Origin of the sequence: Martinezella lusitana (genome assembly GCF_016901135.1) — a bacterium.
In the GTDB taxonomy this organism is placed as follows: domain Bacteria; phylum Pseudomonadota; class Alphaproteobacteria; order Rhizobiales; family Rhizobiaceae; genus Rhizobium; species Rhizobium lusitanum_D.
The window spans coordinates 84164-101522 of record NZ_JAFEVL010000042.1; the positions used below are offsets into that span (position 1 = coordinate 84164).

General features: G+C 59.9%; 18 protein-coding genes. 7 read left to right on the forward strand and 11 right to left on the reverse strand.

The features are described from left to right. Positions 1 to 863: 863 nt before the first annotated feature. Positions 864 to 1850, reverse strand: coding sequence for an AraC family transcriptional regulator (locus tag JTP94_RS14675; protein ID WP_204851223.1), 987 nt, complete (start codon positions 1848 to 1850; stop codon positions 864 to 866). A gap of 389 nt (positions 1851 to 2239) precedes the next feature. On the opposite strand from JTP94_RS14675, the gene JTP94_RS14680 reads away from it, so the two are divergent. The 3 genes from JTP94_RS14680 to JTP94_RS14690 are packed head-to-tail and all read left to right on the forward strand — an operon-like array spanning position 2240 to position 5957. Then, positions 2240 to 3736 carry a sugar ABC transporter ATP-binding protein gene (locus tag JTP94_RS14680; protein WP_204851224.1) on the forward strand — a complete coding sequence of 499 codons (1497 nt, stop codon included), beginning with the start codon at positions 2240 to 2242 and terminating at the stop codon, positions 3734 to 3736. Between the two features lie 16 nt (positions 3737 to 3752). Next, positions 3753 to 4823 carry an ABC transporter permease gene (locus tag JTP94_RS14685; protein ID WP_204851225.1) on the forward strand — a complete coding sequence of 357 codons (1071 nt, stop codon included), beginning with the start codon at positions 3753 to 3755 and terminating at the stop codon, positions 4821 to 4823. Between the two features lie 39 nt (positions 4824 to 4862). Continuing rightward, on the forward strand, positions 4863 to 5957 hold the full coding sequence (locus JTP94_RS14690) for a substrate-binding domain-containing protein (protein ID WP_204851226.1): 1095 nt from the start codon (positions 4863 to 4865) through the stop codon (positions 5955 to 5957). Positions 5958 to 6000: 43 nt separating this feature from the next. Here JTP94_RS14690 and JTP94_RS14695 read toward each other — a convergent pair whose 3' ends face one another. The 5 genes from JTP94_RS14695 to JTP94_RS14715 all read right to left on the reverse strand — a co-directional run bounded on the left by JTP94_RS14695 (position 6001) and on the right by JTP94_RS14715 (position 9653). Further along, complete coding sequence (locus JTP94_RS14695; protein WP_204851227.1) at positions 6001 to 7035, reverse strand: LacI family DNA-binding transcriptional regulator; 1035 nt, start codon at positions 7033 to 7035, stop codon at positions 6001 to 6003. A gap of 135 nt (positions 7036 to 7170) precedes the next feature. Next, positions 7171 to 7503 carry a hypothetical protein gene (locus JTP94_RS14700; RefSeq protein ID WP_204851228.1) on the reverse strand — a complete coding sequence of 111 codons (333 nt, stop codon included), beginning with the start codon at positions 7501 to 7503 and terminating at the stop codon, positions 7171 to 7173. Continuing rightward, the gene (locus JTP94_RS14705) at positions 7500 to 8387 is read right to left on the reverse strand and encodes an NAD(P)-dependent oxidoreductase (RefSeq protein WP_204851229.1); all 888 of its coding nucleotides are present in this window, start codon (positions 8385 to 8387) and stop codon (positions 7500 to 7502) included. Before JTP94_RS14705 ends, JTP94_RS14700 begins: the two co-directional genes overlap by 4 nt. Next, complete coding sequence (locus tag JTP94_RS14710; protein ID WP_204851230.1) at positions 8384 to 8926, reverse strand: gluconokinase; 543 nt, start codon at positions 8924 to 8926, stop codon at positions 8384 to 8386. The genes JTP94_RS14705 and JTP94_RS14710 overlap by 4 nt, the downstream gene beginning before the upstream one ends. Continuing rightward, on the reverse strand, positions 8895 to 9653 hold the full coding sequence (locus tag JTP94_RS14715; protein WP_204851231.1) for an SDR family oxidoreductase: 759 nt from the start codon (positions 9651 to 9653) through the stop codon (positions 8895 to 8897). Before JTP94_RS14715 ends, JTP94_RS14710 begins: the two co-directional genes overlap by 32 nt. Before the next feature lie 86 nt (positions 9654 to 9739). Between JTP94_RS14715 and JTP94_RS14720 the strand changes: the two genes are divergently transcribed. Further along, positions 9740 to 10687: a 2-hydroxyacid dehydrogenase gene (locus tag JTP94_RS14720; RefSeq protein WP_204851232.1), complete on the forward strand. Its 948-nt coding sequence runs from the start codon at positions 9740 to 9742 to the stop codon at positions 10685 to 10687. A gap of 11 nt (positions 10688 to 10698) precedes the next feature. Next, positions 10699 to 11730: an L-idonate 5-dehydrogenase gene (locus JTP94_RS14725; protein ID WP_204851233.1), complete on the forward strand. Its 1032-nt coding sequence runs from the start codon at positions 10699 to 10701 to the stop codon at positions 11728 to 11730. 62 nt (positions 11731 to 11792) lie between these two features. Here the strand turns inward: JTP94_RS14725 and JTP94_RS14730 are convergent, their stop codons facing one another. Continuing rightward, positions 11793 to 12212 carry a heme-binding protein gene (locus tag JTP94_RS14730; RefSeq protein WP_204851234.1) on the reverse strand — a complete coding sequence of 140 codons (420 nt, stop codon included), beginning with the start codon at positions 12210 to 12212 and terminating at the stop codon, positions 11793 to 11795. 90 nt (positions 12213 to 12302) lie between these two features. On the opposite strand from JTP94_RS14730, the gene JTP94_RS14735 reads away from it, so the two are divergent. Beyond that, the gene (locus JTP94_RS14735) at positions 12303 to 13193 is read left to right on the forward strand and encodes an SMP-30/gluconolactonase/LRE family protein (RefSeq protein ID WP_204851235.1); all 891 of its coding nucleotides are present in this window, start codon (positions 12303 to 12305) and stop codon (positions 13191 to 13193) included. 136 nt (positions 13194 to 13329) lie between these two features. On the opposite strand, the gene JTP94_RS14740 is transcribed toward JTP94_RS14735, so the two are convergent. Beyond that, positions 13330 to 13563, reverse strand: a complete 234-nt coding sequence (locus JTP94_RS14740; RefSeq protein ID WP_034511385.1) for a hypothetical protein — start codon at positions 13561 to 13563, stop codon at positions 13330 to 13332. Between the two features lie 335 nt (positions 13564 to 13898). Here JTP94_RS14740 and JTP94_RS14745 point away from each other — a divergent pair, with 335 nt between their 5' ends. Then, positions 13899 to 14252, forward strand: coding sequence for a helix-turn-helix transcriptional regulator (locus JTP94_RS14745; protein ID WP_204851236.1), 354 nt, complete (start codon positions 13899 to 13901; stop codon positions 14250 to 14252). 112 nt (positions 14253 to 14364) lie between these two features. On the opposite strand, the gene JTP94_RS14750 is transcribed toward JTP94_RS14745, so the two are convergent. The 3 genes from JTP94_RS14750 to JTP94_RS14760 form a co-directional block, all read right to left on the reverse strand. Then, positions 14365 to 15024, reverse strand: a complete 660-nt coding sequence (locus JTP94_RS14750; RefSeq protein ID WP_246754975.1) for a DUF3313 domain-containing protein — start codon at positions 15022 to 15024, stop codon at positions 14365 to 14367. 200 nt (positions 15025 to 15224) lie between these two features. After that, positions 15225 to 16604, reverse strand: a complete 1380-nt coding sequence (locus tag JTP94_RS14755) for an ATP-binding protein (protein WP_204851237.1) — start codon at positions 16602 to 16604, stop codon at positions 15225 to 15227. Then, the gene (locus JTP94_RS14760; RefSeq protein ID WP_204851444.1) at positions 16601 to 17323 is read right to left on the reverse strand and encodes a response regulator; all 723 of its coding nucleotides are present in this window, start codon (positions 17321 to 17323) and stop codon (positions 16601 to 16603) included. Before JTP94_RS14760 ends, JTP94_RS14755 begins: the two co-directional genes overlap by 4 nt. Between the last annotated feature and the right edge of the window lie 36 nt (positions 17324 to 17359).

The following is a 17359-nucleotide window of genomic DNA, read 5'->3' on the forward strand; positions in this document are numbered from 1 at the left end:
GCTAATCGCGTCTTTTTCGATCGAGATAGGCGAGAGAAATTGGCTTCAATGGCAGTTAAGTGCAATCTAGTGGAAACCGCCTCTCCCACGACATCGCAATACCTATCACGAGGCGATCTTATAGTGATGCTTTGACCAAGCTGACGTGCCACGGCTTTTTGGCTATTGCCATTTCCGTGAACATATAAGTCTCGACTACGAGCACGTGCACCAGGGACGTGCTCTGCCCCACAAACAGAATCGTTGTGCAAGTGCGCCCCACATTCTGCCCACCAACTGAAACGCCCATCAGCCGGTAAGCTTTCATTCCAAAGGACAAATGCCACCCCTTGCAGAATGAGCTGCGCCTCCACAGCGCAACCATGAAATTCGTACAATGACATTTTATTGCAAGTCAAGCGAGCGCGGCGTCAAGTTGTGCATGGCATGAATTTTCAGCGCAAAGTGGATAATCTGCAACACAGGTGATCTGCAGTAAACTCTCTCAGATTGGGATTACTATTCGATGATGGACCCCACCCGATAGCAACAGATCTAGCAAGATCATGATGCCAGGGACTTGCACGACTGGTCTTGGAAGCGGCGCCCTTTTTGCGGCAAGTTCCCTCACGGCGTGCGCTATTGACGTCAAAAACGAACTATGGGACGTTCGTACCACCCGTCGCCTGGTCTAGATCAAAATACCGGCTGCGGACGTCCGCAAGAATGGCAAAGGCAGCCGCGTCGATGCTGTGTTTATCGTGCAGCCAGGGCAAGTGACTCCCGACGTCGGTAAAAACCTTTGCCGTATCGTGAACGCAGTCGGCGAATAGTTCCAACCCGTCGGTGCCCGTCCGTATTGATGATACAAATGCCGAGTGACCCTATCGGTCGTCGCTGCGGCGTAGCCTGGCTGTGTCGGAAGGCATTTCGCCGAAAGCTTGATGATAGAGGGCTGCAAAGCGCCCCATATGTGAAAATCCCCAACTACGCGCAATTTCGGCGACCGCCTGCGAACGGGCAAGATCCATCAATGCCCCGCGTGCGCCTTGCAGGCGTATCGTTCGTAAGTAGTTGAGAGGCGTCGTATCCTTGAACTGCTGAAAGGCGGCTTGTAGCGCGCGAACGCTCGTGCCGGCTTCACGCGCGATTTCGGCGATACCCATGTTTGAGCCGACATTGGCATGCATGTATTCTATCGCCCGTTTCAACCGCCTGGGTATGGCCGGTGAAGCCGGCTTCTGCATTCGTTCCGAATAGTTGTGCGGCACGGCTTCGAGCAGCGCGATCATCATCGCCTGCAACAGATGTTCAGTGAATGTGGAGGAGGATCGGTCAGCATCTTCCGCCGTCAGGCTCTGCCAGACAAGATTTCCGAGGGTCGCGATCTGCATGCCTCTCGCCGACGACAGGTCGACGGTATCGGTAAACTCCAGATCGTCGAGGACAGGGGCGTCGAGCAGTTCACTCAATTGCCGGATCAGCGCCGATTTCTCGAACACAATGCCCATATGGCTGCGCTGCTCGTGCAATGTCAGCCTTTCGAACGAGGACATATCACCCACCAGCCCCTCGCCCGGCTTCGACACAAGCTCCCTGTATCCCACATCGATCGCCATCCCGCCCGAGGATGGAATATAAAGCCCGTAGGCATCCGGACCGCCCGAGAGTGACACGCTCATGCCGGAATTGCATTTGCCGTTCCAGATGCTGCAATAGCCGACCGTGTAATGCCGGTCTTCAACCGAGATCAGCGCACGCCGATGCAAAGGTTCGACGACGGCGGGAAACAAGGTCCTGGCATAGTGTGCCGTCATCTCCTCGGCATCGGCCTCTTCGATCTTGAACATAGATTGAGTGACGTATCTCAAATATAGCCCTCTTCAGCGCCTGGGGGCGCGCCTCCCGAGATATTGCTCAACGACAACGCGAGTATATCTTAATTTACACCCTTGCTGTAAATTAACTCTAGAGCATTCTTAGCCGAAACGCACTACCCAAGAAATATTGTATCCGGAGAGCAATAGTAGTTTTGTGATTAGTACCATGAATTAGATTATCGATTGTTTCGGTATTCGTGTGATGATTGCGAACATCTGTGGATTTATTTTAATCATAAAGAAATTCATAGCTACTGCCGCGCCACAACCTTCCCATCGACGCACGAAACCGGCAGGAAGCATCATGTCAGCGTGGAGCCTCTTGACGGAATGTTATCGATAACATAGCCTCCTCCCATCTAAGCTTTGGGAGGAGCGGGATGGACGACGGAAAGCTGCTCGAATTCTGCGATATCACCAAGGAGTTTGGTGGAACGCGTGCCCTGTCGAATGTCTCGCTCGATCTGAAGCAGGGGGAAATCCTCGCGCTTCTCGGCGAAAACGGCGCGGGCAAATCAACGCTCATCAAGACATTGGCCGGCATCTACAAGCCGGATGGCGGACATATCCTGTTTCGCGGCAAGCCCTATCAGCACCGACCGCCACAGCCTAACCAGCGCCAGCCGATCGCCTTCATTCATCAGGATCTCGGCTTGATCGAATGGATGACGGTGGGCGAGAATGTCGGGCTTGCGCAAGGCTATTCGCTGCGCGGCCGCCTGATCGACTGGCGGGCAACCGAGCGACGTACGGCAGAGGCCCTGAAGCTTGTCGGCTGTGACTTCGATCCCTCGACGCGCGTCCAGGAATTGACGAGAACGGAAAAGTCGCTGGTGGCGATTGCCCGCGCACTCGCTGTCGAGGCAGACGTTCTGGTCCTCGACGAACCGACAGCCAGCTTGCCTGCCGATGAGGTCGAAAAGCTATTTGCGGCCATTCGCCCGCTCAAGGAGCGCGGCGTGGCGATGATCTACGTCTCGCACCGGCTGGATGAGATCTTCCGCATTGCCGACCGCGTCGCTGTCCTGCGCGACGGACAACTGGTGGGACAGAAGCCCGTTTCCGAAACCACGTCGGACGAACTCATCCGGATGATCGTCGGGCGCAAGGCCGACCAATTGTTCGTCAAGGCGGAACGAATGACGGGTCCGGCCATCGTCTCGGTCAAGGATCTCGCCTGCCGCGGCGCGGGACCGGTATCCTTCGATATCCGGCAAGGGGAGCTTCTCGGCCTTGTCGGATTGCGAGGTGCGGGCCAGGAACTGATCGGACGCGCGCTGTTCGGCTGCGAGCCCTCGAGCGGCACGGTATGGCTGAACGGTGTAGAACCCAACCTTTCGAGCCCGGTCGCCGCCATGGCGTCCGGCATCGGCCTGATTGCCAGGGACCGCACCGAAGAGTCGGTCGCGATGTCGCTCAGCCTGCGCGAAAACACCTTTCTCAATCCTGGCGCCTCCGGGCGTGGCCTGATGTCGTTCCTCTCGCCGCGCCGCGAAGCGGAGAAGGCTTATTCGCTCGGCAGCCGGGTCGGGCTCAGGCCCAATGACCAAAGCCTTGCGATCGAGGCCCTGTCGGGCGGCAACCAGCAAAAGGTCGTTGTGGGACGATGGCTGGCAACCGGCCGGAAGCTGCTGATCGCCGAAGATCCGACCGCCGGCGTCGATGTCGGCGCCAAGGCTGACATCTATCGGCTGATCGCCGAGGCGGTGGAAGCCGGCCTTGCCGTACTCGTCGTTTCCACCGATTTCGAGGAAATCGCCCACATCTGCCATCGTGCCCTTGTGTTCTCACGCGGCCAGATCGTGCGTGAACTCAGCGGCGCCGACCTGACAACGCCGGCGGTGATCGCCGCCGCATCTGCATCCGAAGCGGCCTGAACCGGAGAGGAAAACCATGCAATCGATCGAATCCAACGCGCTCGAACCCACTCGCTCCGAGCTGGCGGCAATGAGCTTCAGCCAGAAAATCCAGCGCCTTCTGCCGGTCTACGGCCTCGTCATCCTGACGGCCCTTCTGATCTTGCTGTTTTCCATTCTGCTGCCGCAGACCTTCCCGACGATGCTGAATCTGCGCTCGATCATTTCAGACAAGACCATCATCGCGATCCTGTCGCTGGCGGCGATGATCCCGATGGCGGCGGGCCGCATCGATCTGACGATCGGCTACGGCATCGTGCTCTGGCATGTGCTCGCGATCAGCCTGCAGACGATGTTCGGCCTGCCCTGGCCCGTCGCGGTCCTCATCGTCATCCTGCTCGGCGCCTTCACCGGCTTCCTGAATGGGCTCTTGGTAGAGATCGCCAAGATCGACAGCTTCATCGCAACACTCGGCACCGGCACCGTCCTTTACGCCATCGCGCTCTGGCACACCGGCGGCCGGCAGGTGGTCGGCATGTTGCCGCAGGGTTTCTACGCACTGAACGGCACCATGGTGTTCGGCCTGCCGATCACCGGCATCTATGTCCTTGTCCTCGCCTTCGTGATGTGGATCGTCCTCGAATATCTGCCGATCGGTCGTTACATCTATGCGATCGGCGCAAACCCGAAGGCCGCTGCCCTGAACGGCATCCCTGTCCGCCGCTTCGTCATCGGCGCCTTCGTCACCTCGGGCACGCTTGCCGCCATTGCCGGCGTCCTGCTCGCCTCCAAGCTGCGCATCGGGCAGGCAAGCGTCGGGCTGGAATATCTTCTGCCGGCGCTGGTCGGTGCGTTCCTCGGCTCTACCACGATCAAGCCCGGCCGCGTCAATGTCTGGGGCACGATGATCGGCGTCATTATTCTTGCGGTCGGCATCGCCGGCATCCAGCAGTTCGGCGGCTCCTTCTATGTCGAGCCGCTGTTCAACGGCGTCACCCTGCTCGTTGCCATCGGCATCGCCGGATATGCGCAGCGCCGGCGCAGCCACGCCGGGCGCATGGCTCCGGCCCAGAAACCGCAACTGTCCGCGATGCCAGCGGAGAAATGAAAATCATATCAGTTTGAACGTCCAATGGGAGGAGACGAAATGAAACGCAGACAATTCCTGCAGGCCACGACAGCCGTATTCGTGTTGTGCGCCAGCCATGCCTATGCCGATCCGATGGCGGATGCGAAAGCCGTCGTGGACAAATATGCGACAGCGGTCACCAAATGGGACGGCCCGGCGACTGGCCCTAAAGCGCAGACGGGCAAGACGATCGTCGTTCTCGCCGGCGATCTCAAGAACGGCGGCATTCTCGGCGTCAGCAACGGCGTCGAGGAAGCGGCCAAGGCGATCGGCTGGCAGGTGAAGGTTCTCGATGGCGCGGGCTCGATCGGCGGACGCACGGCCGCTTTCGGTCAAGCCATGGCGCTCAAGCCCGACGGCATCATCATCGACGGCTTCGATGCGGTCGAGCAGGCGCCGGCGCTGGAAGAGGCAAAAGCCGCAAAGATCCCGCTGGTCGCTTGGCACGCAGGCCCGGTCATCGGCCCCGATGACAAGAGCGGATTGTTCGCAAATGTCAGCACCGATGCCATGGAAGTCTCGAAAGCGGCCGCCGACTGGGCCTTCGTCGATGCCAAGGGCAAGCCGGGCGTGATCATCTTCACGGACTCGACCTATGCGATCGCCATCGCCAAGGCCGACAGGATGAAGGTCGAGATCGAACGTCTGGGCGGCAAGGTGCTGGAATATGTCGATACGCCGATCGCCGAGACGTCGCAGCGCATGCCGCAGCTGACCACGTCGCTGCTGCAGAAATATGGAGACAGCTGGACCCATTCGCTTGCCATCAACGACCTCTATTTCGACTTCATGGGTCCGTCGCTCGCCTCCGCCGGCAAGGGCGGAACCGATGCGCCGATCAACGTCGCTGCCGGTGATGGCTCGCAATCGGCCTATGAGCGCATTCGCGCCAGCCAGTATCAAAAGGTGACCGTTGCCGAGCCGCTCAATCTCCAGGGCTGGCAGCTGGTCGACGAGCTCAATCGCGCCCTTTCCGGCGAGAAATGGTCCGGATATCTGTCGCCGCTGCATGTGGTGACATCAGACAACATACAATCCGACGGTGGCCCGAAGAACAGCTTCGACCCGGACAACGGCTATAGAGATCAGTATAAGAAAATCTGGGGCAAGTGATCCCAGTTGCACGGAAATGGCGCGGTCTTCGGGCCGCGCCATTTCATTTAAGGCACGGATTGAAGCTGCCGCTGCTATCACGGACGATCAGTTGCGGTGAAATCCTGACATTGCCGACCGGCTGCGCATTGTCGAGAATATCGAGGATCAGCTGGGCGGTTTGCTCGCCGATTTCCCTGGCAAAGGCGTTGATCGTGGTCAGCGTCGGTACGCATACCTCGCCGATTTCATAATTGCCGAACCCGCCTATGGAAAAGCGCTCCGGCACGGGGACGCCCAGCCGGCGACATTCCGTCAGCGCGCCATAAGCGGCAAGGTCGGAAACACAAACGACCGCCTCAGTGTCCGGATAGATCTCGATCAGCTTCGCCATGGCATTGGCGCCCTCGCGCATTGAAATCGGCGGAGGTCCCGCGGCGATCAGTCTCGAAGCGTCGAGGCCATGCGCCTGCATCGCAGCAATGAAGCCAAGCCGGCGCTCGCTGCCGCGCGAATCCCGCTGAACGTCACCACCGATAAAGGCGATACGCCGACAGCCCGAGGCGACGAAGTGGTCCACCATATCGCGCATGACCGCCCCGTTGGAAAAACCGACAAAGTGGTCGATTGGATCGGCCGGAATATCCCAGGTCTCGATGATCGGGATGGCCACCGTCTGTAGAAGACGGCGCGCTCGCGCCGTGTGCGAGCCACCAGTCACCACGAGCGCCTGCGGCTTGCGGCGCAGAAGCTGCTCGATCAGCCGCTCCTCCTCCTCGATATCGTAATTCGTATAGCCAAGCAGGATCTGCATTCCCCGCTTGGCCAGCGTGTCGGAAAGGCCGCCGACCGTGTCGGCGAAATTGGCGTTGTTGATGGAGGGAATGGTGACGGCGACAAAATCGGACTTTTGCGAACGCAGGTTGGAGGCCGTGCTGTCGAAAACATAACCCAGATCTTCCGCCGCCTTCAGGATCGCTTCCCGGGTCTCCGGGCTGACGAGACTGTCCGCCTTGAATGCACGAGACACCGTCATCGGAGAAACTCCCATGACGCGGGCTATGTCTGCCATAGTGGGCGGTTTGCGATTGCTACTCATCAATGGCCTTATGTTATCGTTACCATGAGAGTAATATGGCTTTCCTGCCAATAGCAAGAGCGTCTTTCAGTCATCCAGACAATGCGAAATGCGGAGCCTTTCGGCCCCGCGTAACGATTGTCTCAGGAGATTGGCCTAAAGCTGGAACTCATGGGCGAGCGTCACATGATGATGAATGCGCCCTTCGAAGAAGCGTGACAGCACGGCGTCCGTTGCCGCACGCGCTTCGGTCCGAACGGGACTGGCAAGGGCAACCTCGACCGCCGCCAAGTCCGGATAATTGACAGCGAGGATCATCGGAAATTCCGGAGCACCTTCGTCACGCGCTTGGGCAAAAGTGACGCGTACGTCGAGCGCACCGGGAAATTGCTTCCATTTCGGCAGGATCGTCTCCATGACGGCGGCGCGAAAGGCCTCCGCTTCGCCTTCCCTAACCTTGCCTTCGAATAATGCGTATCGGGTAATCATCCGGCGATTTCCTTGTTCGGTCCCTTGAAGAATTCCATCAATGCCGCCTGGTCCTCGCCGCCGAGGCCGGCGGCCGTCAGCATGCGGTGTATCTCGGCGCAGACAGCCGTCAGCGGCATGGCGGTATTGGTGCGTCGGGCAAGATCCTGGGCGCCGTTCAGATCCTTGACCATATTGTCGATCCGGCCCGTGCGGCGATAATCCTTGGTCACGTAGCGCGGCATGTATTCCTGAAGGATGGCGCTGTCGGCCCGACCGCCCTTCAATGCCTGCGGGATCTTGGCGGCATCCACACCGGCGTCGAGCGCCAGCTGCGTTGCTTCCGCGACCGCCAGAAAATTCAATGCGCAGAGGACCTGATTGATGAGTTTGGTCGTCTGACCCGCGCCGACTGGCCCCATATGGGTGTAGTTCGATGCGACATGGCGCAGCACTTGATGCGCATCCGAAACGTCCTGTTCGTCACCGCCTGCCATCAAGGTCAACTGCCCAATCAGCGCCTTCGGTGCGCCGCCGGAGAGCGGGCTGTCCACCCAGCGCAACCCCTTCTCCGCCGCTTCGCCGGCAAGCACCTTGGTTGCATCCGGATCGATCGAGGACATATCGATGATCAAAGTCCCACGCTTCGCCCCGTCGACGACTCCACCGGCACCGAATACCGCACTGTGCGCGATCTTCGGCGAGTTCAGGCTCAGGATAACAAAGTCCGATGCCGCGGCTGCTTCCGCGGCACTGTCGGCGGCACGCGCACCCTTGGCAACGAGCGCGGCCACCTTCTCCTTGTCGAGATCAAAAACCGTCAATTGGTTGCCGGTCTCCACCAGGCGGGCTCCAATGGCACCGCCCATCGCCCCGGCGCCGATCAGCGCCACTTTGTTGCTCATGACTGCTCCTCCTCCAATGCGGCAATGATCGCCGCCACGATCGTATCTAGCGGCTGGTCTATATTGACTGTGATAGCCCGCTCGTCGACATCAGGCGGCTCGAGTGCTGCATACTGGCTGTCCAACAAGGCAGACGGCATGAAATGATCCCGCCGTGCCTGCAGGCGCCGAAAGATGGTCTCCTTCGTGCCGTCGAGATGGATGAAGGAGACCGGCGCGCCGACGACCCCGCGGATCCGATCGCGATAGGCGCGCTTCAGGGCCGAGCATCCGATCAACGCCGTATCGTCCGCCATTGCCAGGCACGCGCCGACCTTGTCGAGCCACGGCCAGCGATCAGCATCCGTCAACGGGATGCCGGCGCTCATCTTGGCGACATTGGCCGGCGGATGCAGGTCGTCGCCATCGACATAGACACCGGCAAGACGGGCGGCGAGTGCTGCACCGACCGAGGATTTGCCACAGCCGCTGACGCCCATGACGACGAAGCGGCGTGGCTTCACCTTATCAGAGTGAGGCTGTGATGCCGCCGTCGACATAAAGCACATGACCGTTGACAAAGGAGGATGCGTCGGACGCCAGGAAAATGCACGCGCCGACCAGCTCTTCGACCTGCCCCCAACGGCCGGCCGGCGTGCGCTTTTCGAGCCATGCCGAGAAATCGGCGTCAGCAACCAGCGCCGCGTTCAATGGCGTGTCGAAATAACCGGGCGCGATGGCGTTGCACTGCAGGCCGTATTTTGCCCAATCCGTCGCCATGCCCTTGGTGAGATTGCCGACGGCGCCCTTGGTTGCCGTATAGGGTGCGATCGACGGCCGTGCAAGCGCCGTCTGGACGCTCGCGATGTTGATGATCTTGCCGGCGCCACGCTTGATCATATGGCGCGCGACGGCCTGACCGACGTTGAAGACGCTCGATATATTGGTGCGCAGCAGCCGTTCGAAGGCGTCTGCGGGAAAATCTTCCAGTGGCGTGCGGAACTGCATGCCGGCATTGTTGATCAGGATGTCGATCGCGCCCTTGTCCGCCTCGAAAGCATCCACGGCGCGGCGCGCGGCCTCGTGATCCGTGGCGTCGAACGGCAGAATATGAACCTTGCCGTCGAAGCTATCTGCCGCCTTGGCGAGCTTTTCCTCGTCGCGTCCGTTGAGCACCAGCTCGGCGCCCGCCGCCGCCAATCCCTTGGCGAGCGCAAGCCCGATACCTTGCGATGAACCGGTAATCAGGGCGCGTCGCCCTTTCAGATCGAAGAGGCCAAGAGACACGGTTTCCTCCGTTTTTTATCTCGACAAAGACTACTCCCCTTGTTTATGTTATCGATAACATTCGATGTCAAGTGAGGAGACGAAAGATGGACAAGCCACCAATCCTGCAGGTTGGGCCTTATCCGCAATGGGATCAGGAACCGCTCGATGCAGCGTTTCAGGTCCATCGTTATTTTGAGGCCGCCGACAAGGCCGAACTGCTTGCCGAAGTCGGGCCAGCGATCAAGGCGATCGCCACCCGCGGCGAGCTCGGCGCCAATCGCGGCATGATCGAAGCCTGCCCCAATCTAGAGCTCATTTCGGTCTATGGCGTCGGCTTCGACGCGGTCGATCTGCAGGCCTGTCGCGAACGCGGTATTCGGGTTACGAACACGCCTGACGTATTGACCAATGATGTCGCCGATCTGGGTGTCGCCATGATGCTGTGCCAATCGCGCGGCATGCTCGGCGCCGAAACATGGGTGCGCGACGGCAGTTGGACCGAAAAGGGACTTTATCCCCTCAAGCGCCGCGTCTGGGGACGGCGCGCAGGCGTACTCGGCCTCGGCCGCATCGGTTTCGAGGTCGCCAAGCGCCTGAAGGGCTTCGATCTGCAGATCGCCTATTCCGATGTCGAGGCGAAACCTTATGCATCCGACATGAGCTTCGTGGCCGATCCCGTTGAATTAGCACGGCAATCGAATTTCCTGTTCGTGACGCTCGCTGCATCGGCCGCGACCCGCCATATCGTCGGACGCCAGGTGATCGAGGCGCTCGGGCCGGAAGGCATGCTGATCAATATATCCCGCGCTTCCAATATCGATGAGGAAGCCCTCCTGGAGGCGTTGGAGACCGGCAAGCTCGGATCGGCGGCGCTCGACGTCTTCGAAGGCGAGCCGAAGCTCAACCCGCGCTTTCTGGCGCTCGACAATGTGCTGCTGCAGCCGCATCATGCCTCCGGCACGATCGAGACGCGCAAGGCCATGGGCCAGCTCGTGCGCGACAATCTCACCGCACACTTCGCCGGCCAGCCGCTGCCCACACCCGTTCTTTGAGGAGAAAGACAATGAAGGCCATCGTCGCTCACGCCGCCAAGGATGTGCGGATCGAGGATTATCCGGAGGAGGAACCGGGCGCTGGAGAGGTCAAGCTGAGACTGGCGACCGGCGGGGTCTGCGGCAGCGATCTACATTATTATCATCATGGCGGCTTCGGCACCGTTCGCTTGAAGCAGCCGATGATCCTTGGGCATGAGGTCAGCGCGACCGTTGTCGCGCTCGGCCCTGGCGTCGAGGGCCTCGAGATCGGCCAGCTCGTCGCCGTCTCCCCTTCCCGCCCCTGCCGAACCTGCCGCTACTGCCAGCAGGGCTTGCACAATCAGTGTCTCAACATGCGCTTCTACGGCAGCGCCATGCCCTTTCCGCATATTCAGGGCGCGTTTCGCGAGACGCTGGTTGCCGACGCAATACAATGTGTCCCGGCAGACGGCCTGACGCCCGGCGAGGCGGCGATGGCAGAACCACTGGCCGTTACCCTGCACGCAACACGGCGCGCCGGCGAGATGCTCGGCAAGCGGGTTCTCGTGACCGGTTGCGGTCCGATCGGCGTTTTGTCGATCCTCGCAGCGCGGCGCGCTGGCGCGGCCGAGATCGTAGCGACCGACCTTTCGGATTTCACGCTGTCGCTCGCCAAGCAGGCAGGTGCCGACAGGGTCATCAACACCAAGGACGAGCCTGAGGCCCTTGCCGCCTATTCGGCCGACAAAGGCACTTTCGACGTGCTCTACGAGTGCTCGGGCGCTGCCGCAGCTCTTGTCGGTGGGATCGCCGCGCTGAGGCCGCGCGGCATCATCGTACAACTTGGTATCGGCGGCGACATGACGCTGCCAATGATTGCGATCACAGCCAAGGAACTGGAGCTGCGCGGCTCCTTCCGCTTCCATGAGGAATTTGCCGTCGGCGTCGACCTGATGCGCAAGCGCCTGATCGACGTGCGTCCGCTCATCACCCATTCGGTGCCGCTTGCCGATGCGATCAGCGCATTCGAGATCGCTTCGGATCGCAGCAAGGCCATGAAGGCGCAAATCGTCTTTGCCTGACCCGCAACGAATAGCGTGAGATCCGACCAAAACGAGGGCGGATCTCACGCGTTAGGCTCATCCTATTCGAGATCGGCACCAATCGCCCTAAGGGCGGCAAGCGCAACCCGTTCGTCCTGCTCGCCGGAGCCCGATCCAACACCGATCCCACCAACGACCGTACCCGAAAAGCGGATCGGCAAGCCGCCGCGCAGTCCCGTCGCCTCTCCTTGCGTTGCAGCGGCCAGCAGCAACCTGGCATGCTCCGGCAGGGAATGGCTTGGCGCGCCGATCGAGGCAGCGGTCTGCGCCTTGGCAAGCGCGCTCTTCAGCGACTGGAAACGCGAGCCGCGCATGCGGAAGGAGCCGAGCGTCACGCCGCTCTGATCCACGATGACGATGCATTGCGGTTGACCCATCGCGGCGGCGGCCGAAATCGCCGATGTCAGCAACGTCATCACACCCTCATCGCTCAAGACACTCGACGCCAGAACGTGGCTCATGCACTATCCTCCCTGCTTGCGGACTCATTTGGATATGTTATCGATAACACATCGATCATGCGATGTAGCATTCTGGGAGGTATTGTCACAATGTCGTTCTTCGAGATCATGGACCCGGCCTTCGGGAAATTCGTCCTCGGCAATGCTCCCGTCAAGCAGATTGCCACCGGGTTCGACTGGGTGGAAGGCCCGGTCTGGTTCGGAGACCTGAATTGCCTGCTGTTCTCCGATATCCCCAACAACCGCATCATGCGCTGGATACCGGGTGTCGGCACCAGCGTCTTTCGCGAGCCGTCGAACTTCTCCAACGGCCATACGCGCGACCGGCAGGGCCGGCTCGTCAGCTGCGAACATGGCGGCAGGCGAGTGACGCGCACGGAGTTCGACGGATCGATCACGGTGATCGCCGACAGCTATGAGGGCAAGCGGCTGAATTCGCCCAACGATGTCATCGTCGCCTCGGATGGCGCCATCTGGTTCACCGATCCCCATTATGGCATCGCGACGGATTACGAGGGGCATAGAAGCGAGCAGGAACTGCACTGCAACGTCTATCGCGTCGATCCCTCCGGCACGATGCAGGCGGTCCTCACGGACTTCAATTGCCCGAACGGGCTCGCATTCAGCCCGGACGAGAAGAAGCTCTATGTCGCCGATACCGGCCGCATGCATAGCGGCGATCCGCAGCACATCCGCATCTTCAGCGTCGGCGAGAACTGGCGCCTATCCGGCGGCGAAGTGTTCCATGTGATTTCGCCGGGCTGCGCCGACGGTATGCGGCTCGATACAGACGGCAATCTCTGGTCGTCGGCAGCCGACGGCGTGCATTGCATCGCGCCTGACGGGCATGTGATGGGCAAGATCCTGGTGCCCGAAACGGTTTCCAACCTCTGCTTCGGCGGGCGCGGCAAGCACAGGCTCTTCATAACAGCGACCACCAGCGTCTATGCGATTTCGCTCAACCGAAGCGGGACGCTTTGATATACGGCCGTCGGAAAACCGGCCCTCGATCCAGGACGGTGGGGCCGTCTGTTCACTCGACTACAGGGAATTGAATCTTCGTCACGACAATCGCCGATCACGGGGCGATTGTCGCCACCACACGCAATTCATGGTTTCAGCGCAGATCGGCCTGCGTGCCGGAACGCAGGCGAGCGCGAGCCATTGGCTTCAGGCCGACCGACAGGTCCTGGCCGGCATCGCCGCCGACTGCCTCTGCGCGCCGCTGTCTGAATGCCGCATCCTGCAACAGGTTCGCCATTCCGGCGACGGATATGCGATCCGCGCGCATGACCTGGCGGATCAGCGGATCTTTAAGAACTTCGGCGATCGTCAAGTCCCGGTGGGTCATGGTTAGCTCCTGTTCGTTAGAGCAGAAGATAAACCGCTTAATTAGCAGTGCGATGTCAAAAGCCGGACAAAAACAAGGCAGTTCGTTCGATTTTGTTACAGAATAATTGTAAAACGACTTGCGCACATATTCCCAAATTGCGCTCAGGCCCTAGTTGTCGCGTCACGAAAGGCCTATAAACGACAATCGGCCTGAATGGGAGGTCCGGTTGCTCCGCGTGAGCGCAACGTATTGCAACAAATCAGAGCATAATTTTGCAACGTTTGCGTTTATCATCGCGTGCCGCCTGAACTCCGAAGATTGAACAGCTTTCGCTAATAACGAACGGTCGCGTCATGTATTCTGATCAGACAAAAGAAGATGAGCGCATCATTTATCACGCAGATCTTCTAAGCCAGCTCTCCAATCCGAAACGCCTGGAGGTTTGCATCCACCTGTCGGATCATGAGGAGGACGTCAATAGCCTGGCCAAAAGGCTTGGAATATCGCAATCGGCTCTCAGCCAGCATTTGACGCGGCTTCATCAGTCGGGAATCGTCAAGGTGCGCCGCCATGCGCAATTCCGATACTATACCTGCGACCATCCGGGCGTGCAGCGCATCCTGAAGACCCTATCGGAGATTTTTGAAGCGGTTCCGGATCGAGCGACACCGGACGCCACGGATAGCTCCGAGCGCAACAAACCTTGAGGCCTCGCGCAGTTATTGCGCAAGCTGATCGGCTGGCAGCACAAAGTCCTCGCCGCGGCATCAAAGGCGGCGAGCCTGAAAGATGATGGTGGCGGCAGGCTTACGCGCCCGGTTACTTCATCTCTGCTAACAAAGCATCGGCGCCTTTGCGAATACCGACCTTAGAAGCCTCCAGCGACGAAAAGCTTGCCCCGACATTCATGGCGTTGGGATATTGCTTCGTCACATAGGCGAGCAAAAGGCGATTGGTCGGTGCATCGTAGAGTTCCACGGCATAATTTACCGAGCCCGTCATGGAGCCCTCACGACCGCGAGCAGCCTGAACGGCGTTGTAGGCTCCGCCACCGACATCAATGTGCGAGAATGGACCGAGGACCGGTGTGGTCGTCTTTGCTCCGGTGAGCGTCAAATGAAGTCTCAAGGTGGCGGGGCCGGGAATGCTTGCGATTGCAAAGCGTGTTCTGAGCTTTTCGGCAAATTGCTCCCGCATATAGCTTGCAAGCAGCGACTTATCGTTTTCGGCCATCTTGACGAACTGATTGTCCGAACCATTGTAGATCGAGACAGGGTCGACGATGATTTTGCTATACGACCGCCAATCGACCTGCCCCTTGTACCTGTAGGGCGTGCGGCCCGTTTCGTCCTGGCTGTTAGGCTGAAGCTGCGGCGCCGAGGCCAGACCGGAATAGACGGTCGGATCGGCGGTCGTGCAGCCCGCAACAGTCGAGCACAGGGCAATCAGCACGACGCCGGCGATAGATCTTCTCAGCAATGATTTGGCTCCTGGAGGAATGTGGATGGAGTTTTCCCAGAGCGAGTTCTATTGCGCCGCCGGATTGCGGTGTTTTCTTTCATGTTCGGAAATGTTCGCCTGGATTGCGACCATGGGCCAAAGAGCCGAAATGGCTGCCGCACCGCATACGCCGTCGGATCGACGGCCGGCCGTCGTTTTGCGCCGATCAGAATGGCAATCTAATGCGTCTCGGGCATCTTGCGTGACGCACCGGCCAGCCGAACTACGGTCTGGTCCTGCCCCGGTGGGAGGCTGATCTCGACGACGAGGCCATTGGGCTTGCGGTCGAGTAAGGTCAATCTTCCATTGTGGCCTTTTCGCACGATGCCTTCCGCCGTCGGCAGGCCGAGACCGAAACCACCGCCCGCACCCGTCGTGCGCGCCTTGTCGGCCTTGAAGAAAGGCTCCAGAACACGCGCCTTGAGCTTGTCGCTCAAGCCCGGGCCGTTGTCGCTGACCCTGATCAGCACGCCACCATCAGCCGCGCTGTGCAGTTCGATTTCGATCCAATTTGCATAGCGGGAGGCATTTTCGACAAGATTGCTCACGGCCCGCGTGATGGACTGCGGCTTGCACATGCAGGTGAGCCGGCGTGGCCCAATGAAGCTCACATCGATGCCCGTCTCCGAAAAATCCGTCGCGATCGTCTGAAGCAGGCTGGAAATATCCACCTTGCGGGACGGCACGCTATGAGAGGCATTCGTCAGGAACGCCAGGCTCTCATCGATCATGGCGCCCAGGGTGGTGATATCGGCAAGCATCTGGCGCTGCAAATCCTGCTGCTCGCAGCGCTCGGCCCGCATCCGCAGCCGAGTCAGCGGCGTCCTCAGATCATGGCTGATCGAGCTCAGCATCCGCGTCCGGCTGTCGACCATCTCCAATATCCGGCTGCGCATGATATTGAGCGAGGTCGCAAGGCTCCTGATTTCCGCCGCTCCCTCCGTGACGAAGGGCTTCTCGAGGCTGTCGTCCATACTCGCCTCCTCGGCAGCTGCGGCGAAACGGGCGACCGGTCGAGTGATCAGCCGACTGCTGAAATAGGCCAGAAGCGCAATCGGGATGACGATCTTCAAGATCCCGCTCGCCACAGCCGGCAGGAGCCAGAGGTAAGGCGAAAAGACCGGCATGTGAAAGATAAGCGCGCGTTCGGCGTCCACTTTCACCATGAGGACATCGGGTTGCGTCGCGCCGATAAACAGCCACTCGATAGATTGAGAAAAACTGTTTTCGAGCAAGGCACGCACGCGTGTCGGGATGTCGCTCGACGCGTTGGCATCGCCTTCCGTCCGCATCTGCGCGGCGGGCGCTTTCTCCACCAAAACTCCAAGATCGGCGGCAGACTTCAGAACGGCAGCTTCCTCTTCGACTGAACGGGTGCGCCGGAACTGGTCGAGAACCAACTCGATCCTGCCCGCCAGCAGGCCGATCTGGATGCCCTTGTCATGCCGACCGTAGATGTACGGCTCGGAGACCGTGGCGACGACGGAAACGAGAATGGTCAACAGCGTCGCCAAAATGAGGATCTGCGTACGGATGGAGGCGGCGCGAAAGCTCGTCATGACAGTCGCTCCACCTTGGACGCAAACAGATAGCCTCCGAGCCGCACGGTCTTGATGAAGGAGGGCTCCTTGAGATTGGGCTCGATTTTCTGGCGCACGCGGCTGATATGAGCGTCGATGCTGCGCTCGACCGGCCCGGCCGAACCCGCATGCGTCATCGACAAAAGCTGCTCGCGCGTCAGTATCCGGTTGGGATTGCGGCAAAAGGCCAGGAGCAGGTCGAACTCCGCCGTCGTCATGGAGACTTCTGCCCCGTCCGCATCGAATAGCTGCCGGCTTTTGGGATCGATGCGCCAGCCGGCGAAAGACAACGGCGCCAAGCTGTCGTCGGGTTGCTGGGTGTAGGCGGCTCTTCGCAAGATACTTTTAATGCGGGCCATCAACTCGCGGGAATTAAAGGGTTTTGTCACATAGTCGTCAGCCCCGAGTTCGAGGCCCAGAATCCGGTCGACGTCCTCGTGAAGGGCGGTCAGCATGAGGATCGGAACTGTTCGATCCGCGCGTAGCCGCCGGCAGATGCTGAAGCCGTCCTCGCCGGGAAGCATGGCATCGAGCACGATGAGATCGAAGTTTTGCCGCACAAGCAGGCGATCCATGTCAGCGCCGTTTGCCGCGGAGATCGCCTTGAAACCATTGCTGGTCACGAGCTCGACCAGCATGCCCGCTATATCGGTGTCGTCCTCGACGATGAGAATATGAGATTGTTCGGAAAACGCCATGTCGCGGGTCGCTGCCTTCGCTGGAATGCCGGTCAC

Bases quoted from the DNA above. Each gene is read 5' to 3' on its own strand.
- JTP94_RS14680 (WP_204851224.1), top strand. From the start codon at position 2,240: ATGGACGACGGAAAGCTGCTCGAATTCTGCGATATCACCAAGGAGTTT.
- JTP94_RS14685 (WP_204851225.1), top strand. From the start codon at position 3,753: ATGCAATCGATCGAATCCAACGCGCTCGAACCCACTCGCTCCGAGCTG.
- JTP94_RS14690 (WP_204851226.1), top strand. From the start codon at position 4,863: ATGAAACGCAGACAATTCCTGCAGGCCACGACAGCCGTATTCGTGTTG.
- JTP94_RS14695 (WP_204851227.1), bottom strand. From the start codon at position 7,035: ATGAGTAGCAATCGCAAACCGCCCACTATGGCAGACATAGCCCGCGTC.
- JTP94_RS14700 (WP_204851228.1), bottom strand. From the start codon at position 7,503: ATGATTACCCGATACGCATTATTCGAAGGCAAGGTTAGGGAAGGCGAA.
- JTP94_RS14705 (WP_204851229.1), bottom strand. From the start codon at position 8,387: ATGAGCAACAAAGTGGCGCTGATCGGCGCCGGGGCGATGGGCGGTGCC.
- JTP94_RS14710 (WP_204851230.1), bottom strand. From the start codon at position 8,926: ATGTCGACGGCGGCATCACAGCCTCACTCTGATAAGGTGAAGCCACGC.
- JTP94_RS14720 (WP_204851232.1), top strand. From the start codon at position 9,740: ATGGACAAGCCACCAATCCTGCAGGTTGGGCCTTATCCGCAATGGGAT.
- JTP94_RS14725 (WP_204851233.1), top strand. From the start codon at position 10,699: ATGAAGGCCATCGTCGCTCACGCCGCCAAGGATGTGCGGATCGAGGAT.
- JTP94_RS14730 (WP_204851234.1), bottom strand. From the start codon at position 12,212: ATGAGCCACGTTCTGGCGTCGAGTGTCTTGAGCGATGAGGGTGTGATG.
- JTP94_RS14735 (WP_204851235.1), top strand. From the start codon at position 12,303: ATGTCGTTCTTCGAGATCATGGACCCGGCCTTCGGGAAATTCGTCCTC.
- JTP94_RS14740 (WP_034511385.1), bottom strand. From the start codon at position 13,563: ATGACCCACCGGGACTTGACGATCGCCGAAGTTCTTAAAGATCCGCTG.
- JTP94_RS14745 (WP_204851236.1), top strand. From the start codon at position 13,899: ATGTATTCTGATCAGACAAAAGAAGATGAGCGCATCATTTATCACGCA.
- JTP94_RS14755 (WP_204851237.1), bottom strand. From the start codon at position 16,604: ATGACGAGCTTTCGCGCCGCCTCCATCCGTACGCAGATCCTCATTTTG.
- JTP94_RS14760 (WP_204851444.1), bottom strand. From the start codon at position 17,323: ATGGCGTTTTCCGAACAATCTCATATTCTCATCGTCGAGGACGACACC.